The organism is Rahnella perminowiae (assembly GCF_019049755.1).
GTDB classification, from domain to species: Bacteria; Pseudomonadota; Gammaproteobacteria; order Enterobacterales; family Enterobacteriaceae; genus Rahnella; species Rahnella perminowiae.
The window spans coordinates 1-4,611 of the sequence record NZ_JAFMOS010000319.1; the positions used below are offsets into that span (position 1 = coordinate 1).

The following is a 4,611-nucleotide window of genomic DNA, read 5'->3' on the forward strand; positions in this document are numbered from 1 at the left end:
GAATGTTATGTATGGCAATTATCTGCCATCTGAATACTTCGCCTGCAAAATGTAAAAACCCTGCCTTGCGGTAAAAGTCCATATTGTTCAAGTGGTTTTTTGGGTATATGTTTTCCCTACAAAACATAATGAGTTGTTAACAATGGCTATACCAGCGTATTTATGGTTGAAGGATGACGGCGGGGCAGATATCAAAGGGTCTGTCGATGTGAATGGACGTGAAGGTTCAATTGAGATTCAAGGTTTCGGGCACTTTCTGCATCTTCCAACTGACGGGGCTACAGGCAAGATCACCGGTACGCGTATACATGCGGCATTAGGTTTTGAGAAAGAATTCGACAGCTCTAGCCCTTATCTCTACAAAGCAACCGCCACCGGTCAAACTCTCCAATCTGCCGAGTTTAAATGGTACAAAATCAACGATGCAGGCCAGGAAGTTGAGTACTTCAACATGTATCTCGAAGGCGTTAAAATTGTATCAATCTGTCCAACAATGCACCATATCAAAAACCCAGCCTTCGAAAAGCATAACCACAACGAAAGTGTTGAGCTTCGCTATGAAAAAATCACATGGAAATATTGTGACGGTAACGTAATTTTTGCCGACGCCTGGAATGAGAGAGTGACCGCTTAAATGGCTGTCACCTGTAGCTATGTATTAAATGGGATGGAAACATCAATTCTGAGTTGTGCTGGTGTCGGCAATTTCCCTGCCTTCTCAGGCCAGTTAGTGGGTCGAAATAACCCGACATTAACTAATATCGCTGATCTGGGACCACTTCCTACAGGGCGTTACTTTATTGTCAGTCGCGTATCTGGGGGGCGCTTAGGCGGCATACGAAATGCTGTCCTTAAATATGGTTACGGCACTGACAGAGAAACATGGTTTGGGCTCTATCGCGATGACGGAAAGATAAACGATGAAACTTTTATTGAAGGAGTTAAACGTGGAAGTTTCCGGCTTCATCCAATCGGACCACAGGGACTCAGTGAGGGCTGTATTACCATGACATCACAATCCGATTTTGATTATCTTCGGACTGCATTGCTGGGTACCTCAATGATCGGTGTACCTGGGTCTTCGCTCAAGGCACACGGTACGATCAGGGTTACACTCGGATGAAGTGGATTAAGTATTTTTTTGCCGCATTGGGCTACCTTGTGGCGTTCTGCATACTGATGACCATCTTTACCCAAGTGATTGACAGCTATGTTACAGGTGAACAGATAGAAGGTTTCGCTCAATTTTGGGGAGTACATGACATAGAGGGAACGCTAGACCTTTATGTCGATGCCTCACTAATTATCTCAGGCTTAGTATCTATTCTGGTAATTCTGCTTTGTCGCATTTATATCCGGCGACATTTAAGATCATCAGACTAAGATACTCAGCAATTAGAATACAACGCCCACCAGGGCTTTCTTTTAGCTAAACTCCGGCCAATCCTCAACCATTCCGAAATGTAATTCTGTATCACCTATTTTCAACGTAGCCCCGCGGCTTAATGCCTCCAACTCCCAGCGCGCAGCAGCGATTTTGCATTTCATCAATTCTCGCTCAATTTCAGGCAATCGCGCCCGTTCCTCAGCAGTCAGTCTTGCCGATGGAGCAACATCCCGGGCTTTTGTTGGGTCAAAACTTCGCTGTAACTTACTCACCTTCGGTGTTTCTTCCCGTATACGCGCCACAATCGCCCTCACGGCGGCAGTGCCTGTCCGAGCTGATAGAACTGTGGTGGCTCTGTCACGGGCAGAACGTGAAACACGGCAAGCTCGACAAAGCCAAACTGGAATTCATCTGCAACCTGATGGATGACCCGTGTTCTTTCCAAATTGATAGCCTGGCTATTACAAAATTTAAGTCTTTGAGATTGGCGAAGGGCGTTAAGGCAACAACGGTAAAGCGGGGCTGGAGTGTCCACATAGTGTCCAAACCTGAGCATCTTTATAGGGTTTGTAGCTGCTTACACCGCATATAACTCATTGATTTATCGTGATTGCGTTGAAAGTACAGGAAAAATAAATGATAAAAAAGGCACATTTTTGTGCCTTTTGTTTTTTGAATTTCTGTAGAGTAGGGCGGCTTGTTATTGCGGGTCGCCGTTGAGCAGGGCGGAGACGCCCTGACGGTAGCGCTGTTCCAGCGTTTCGCGGCTGGTGGCGTCTACCTGGAGGTTGCGCAGACGTCCGTCCTGAATGCCGTAAACCCAGCCGTGCAGCGTGACTTTCTGGCCACGTTTCCAGGCTGATTGCATTACGGTGGAGTGGCCGAGGTTGTAAACCTGCTCAACCACGTTCAGCTCGCATAACTTATCGAGTCGCTTTTCCGGCGACAGTTCGCCCAGCAGTGAGCTATGTTTGTACCAGATGTCCCGGATATGCAACAGCCAGTTATTAATCAAACCCAGTTCAGGGTTTTCAACCGCCGCCTGTACACCGCCACAGCCGTAGTGACCGCAGATAATCACGTGTTCAACTTCCAGCACGTCGATAGCATATTGCACAACGGACAGGCAGTTAAGGTCAGTATGTATGACCAGATTGGCGACGTTGCGGTGAACGAACAGTTCACCCGGTTCAAGGCCGGTCAGGCGCTCGGCGGGGACGCGGCTGTCAGAACAGCCAATCCACAGGAAACGGGGTTTTTGCGATTCGGAGAGCCGCTCAAAGAAACCAGGATCTTCGTCGATCATGGTTTTGGACCAGGCTGCGTTATTAGCGATAAGTCTTTCTATGTCGTTCATGGAGGTTAATAGCCTGTAGCGAGCTAACTGCGATGGGGTAATATAGGGCAATGCCCCGACTTTTCAAGCTGATTCGGCATCTCCATTTACTCATTCTTACAACAGGGTTTTCACAAGAAGGTACGCTCCCTTTATGAATTATGCATTGGAACTGGAAAAGTTAACCAAAACTTACGCCGGTGGTGTACAGGCTTTGCGTGGAATCGATCTGCGCGTCGAAGCTGGCGATTTTTATGCCCTGCTTGGGCCGAACGGTGCGGGTAAATCCACCACCATTGGTATCATCAGTTCACTGGTCAACAAGACTGCCGGCAAAGTGCAGGTGTTTGGCTATGACATCGATAAAGATATCGTTAACGCCAAGCGTCAGCTCGGGCTGGTGCCGCAGGAATTTAACTTCAACCCGTTTGAAACGGTCATGCAGGTGGTGGTCAATCAGGCCGGTTATTACGGCGTACCGCGTCCGCTGGCGCTTGAGCGTGCAGAAAAATACCTGACGCAGCTGGATCTCTGGGGCAAACGCAATGAGCGTTCGCGCATGTTGTCCGGCGGGATGAAACGCCGTCTGATGATCGCCCGTGCGCTGATGCACGAGCCTAAACTTTTGATCCTCGATGAGCCAACGGCGGGTGTGGATATTGAGTTGCGTCGCTCAATGTGGGGCTTCCTGAAAGAGCTGAACGCACAGGGCACGACCATTATTCTGACCACGCACTATCTGGAAGAAGCGGAAATGTTGTGCCGTAATATCGGCATAATTCAGGGCGGTCAGCTGGTGGAAAACACCAGCATGAAGGAACTGCTCTCTAAGCTGAAATCCGAAACCTTCATTCTGGATTTAGGGTCGAAAAGCCCGCTGCCGGTGCTGGAAGGGTATCGCAGTAAACTGACAGACACGTCAACACTGGAAGTGGAAGTCATGCGTGAGCAGGGACTGAACGCCCTGTTCAGCCAGCTAAGCAAGCAGGGCGTGCAGGTATTGAGTATGCGTAACAAGGCGAACCGTCTGGAAGAGCTGTTTGTCACGCTGGTGAACGGCAGCGAGGAAAAGAAATAATGTCGCAATTGTATTGGGTGGCACTGAAAAGTATCTGGATGAAAGAGATCAACCGCTTTGGTCGTATCTGGATCCAAACGCTGGTTCCACCGGTCATCACGATGACCTTATATTTCATCATCTTTGGTAATCTGATCGGCTCACAGATTGGCAACATGCATGGTTTCACCTACATGCAGTTTATCGTGCCGGGGCTTATCATGATGGCGGTGATCACTAACTCCTATGCCAACGTAGCCTCGTCATTCTTCAGCGCCAAATTCCAGCGCAATATTGAAGAATTGCTGGTGGCACCGGTGCCAACGCACGTGGTGATTGCCGGTTATGTGGGCGGCGGCGTGGCGCGTGGGATCTGCGTGGGGATCCTGGTGACGGCGATCTCGCTGTTCTTCGTCCCGCTGGTGATCCACTCCTGGTGGATCATCGCACTGACATTATTGCTGACTGCAATCCTGTTCTCACTGGGCGGTTTGCTGAACGCCGTGTTTGCGACAACGTTTGACGATATCAGCCTGATCCCGACCTTTGTGTTGACGCCGCTGACCTATCTGGGGGGCGTGTTCTACTCGCTTTCCCTGCTGCCACCCATCTGGCAGGCGATTTCCAAGCTGAACCCGATCGTTTATATGATCAGCGGATTCCGCTACGGTTTCCTGGGGATTTCTGATGTGCCACTGGTGTTTACCATGAGCGTGCTGGTGGCATTTATTGCGGTGTTTTACTTGCTGGCGTGGTACTTGATCGAACGCGGCAGAGGTTTACGTAGTTGATTTTTCTGTGCTCCCTCCCCGGTGAAGGGGAGGGTTGGGG

The 4,611-nt window shown here is 49.5% G+C and carries 7 protein-coding genes; 5 read left to right on the plus strand and 2 right to left on the minus strand.

The window, feature by feature from the left end; genetic code table 11:
• Positions 1-142: 142 nt before the first annotated feature.
• Complete coding sequence (locus J1785_RS03155; protein ID WP_217218786.1) at positions 143-634, plus strand: Hcp family type VI secretion system effector; 492 nt, start codon at positions 143-145, stop codon at positions 632-634.
• On the plus strand, positions 635-1,123 hold the full coding sequence (locus tag J1785_RS03160; RefSeq protein WP_217218787.1) for a DUF2778 domain-containing protein: 489 nt from the start codon (positions 635-637) through the stop codon (positions 1,121-1,123). It abuts the gene before it with no gap.
• 302 nt (positions 1,124-1,425) lie between these two features.
• On the opposite strand, the gene J1785_RS03165 is transcribed toward J1785_RS03160, so the two are convergent.
• The gene (locus tag J1785_RS03165; RefSeq protein WP_235173336.1) at positions 1,426-1,659 is read right to left on the minus strand and encodes a hypothetical protein; all 234 of its coding nucleotides are present in this window, start codon (positions 1,657-1,659) and stop codon (positions 1,426-1,428) included.
• Between J1785_RS03165 and J1785_RS26990 the strand changes: the two genes are divergently transcribed.
• A complete protein-coding gene (locus tag J1785_RS26990; RefSeq protein ID WP_418952318.1) occupies positions 1,605-1,979 on the plus strand; it encodes a phage integrase in 375 nt (124 codons plus the stop codon). The genes J1785_RS03165 and J1785_RS26990 overlap by 55 nt on opposite strands.
• 108 nt (positions 1,980-2,087) lie before the next feature.
• Here the strand turns inward: J1785_RS26990 and can are convergent, their stop codons facing one another.
• Positions 2,088-2,744, minus strand: coding sequence for a carbonate dehydratase (can, locus tag J1785_RS03170; RefSeq protein WP_129953147.1), 657 nt, complete (start codon positions 2,742-2,744; stop codon positions 2,088-2,090).
• 133 nt (positions 2,745-2,877) lie between these two features.
• On the opposite strand from can, the gene J1785_RS03175 reads away from it, so the two are divergent.
• Both J1785_RS03175 and J1785_RS03180 read left to right on the plus strand, forming a co-directional pair.
• A complete protein-coding gene (locus tag J1785_RS03175) occupies positions 2,878-3,801 on the plus strand; it encodes an ABC transporter ATP-binding protein (RefSeq protein WP_129953146.1) in 924 nt (307 codons plus the stop codon).
• Positions 3,801-4,571 (plus strand): ABC transporter permease, encoded by a 771-nt coding sequence (locus tag J1785_RS03180; protein ID WP_129953145.1) that lies wholly within the window; start codon positions 3,801-3,803, stop codon positions 4,569-4,571. Before J1785_RS03175 ends, J1785_RS03180 begins: the two co-directional genes overlap by 1 nt.
• Positions 4,572-4,611 lie beyond the last annotated feature (40 nt).

What these genes read in the sequence shown, in the direction of transcription:
- J1785_RS03155 (WP_217218786.1), top strand. Translation starts at nt 143, where the DNA reads ATGGCTATACCAGCGTATTTATGGTTGAAGGATGACGGCGGGGCAGAT.
- J1785_RS03160 (WP_217218787.1), top strand. Translation starts at nt 635, where the DNA reads ATGGCTGTCACCTGTAGCTATGTATTAAATGGGATGGAAACATCAATT.
- J1785_RS26990 (WP_418952318.1), top strand. Translation starts at nt 1,605, where the DNA reads ATGGAGCAACATCCCGGGCTTTTGTTGGGTCAAAACTTCGCTGTAACT.
- can (WP_129953147.1), bottom strand. Translation starts at nt 2,744, where the DNA reads ATGAACGACATAGAAAGACTTATCGCTAATAACGCAGCCTGGTCCAAA.
- J1785_RS03175 (WP_129953146.1), top strand. Translation starts at nt 2,878, where the DNA reads ATGAATTATGCATTGGAACTGGAAAAGTTAACCAAAACTTACGCCGGT.
- J1785_RS03180 (WP_129953145.1), top strand. Translation starts at nt 3,801, where the DNA reads ATGTCGCAATTGTATTGGGTGGCACTGAAAAGTATCTGGATGAAAGAG.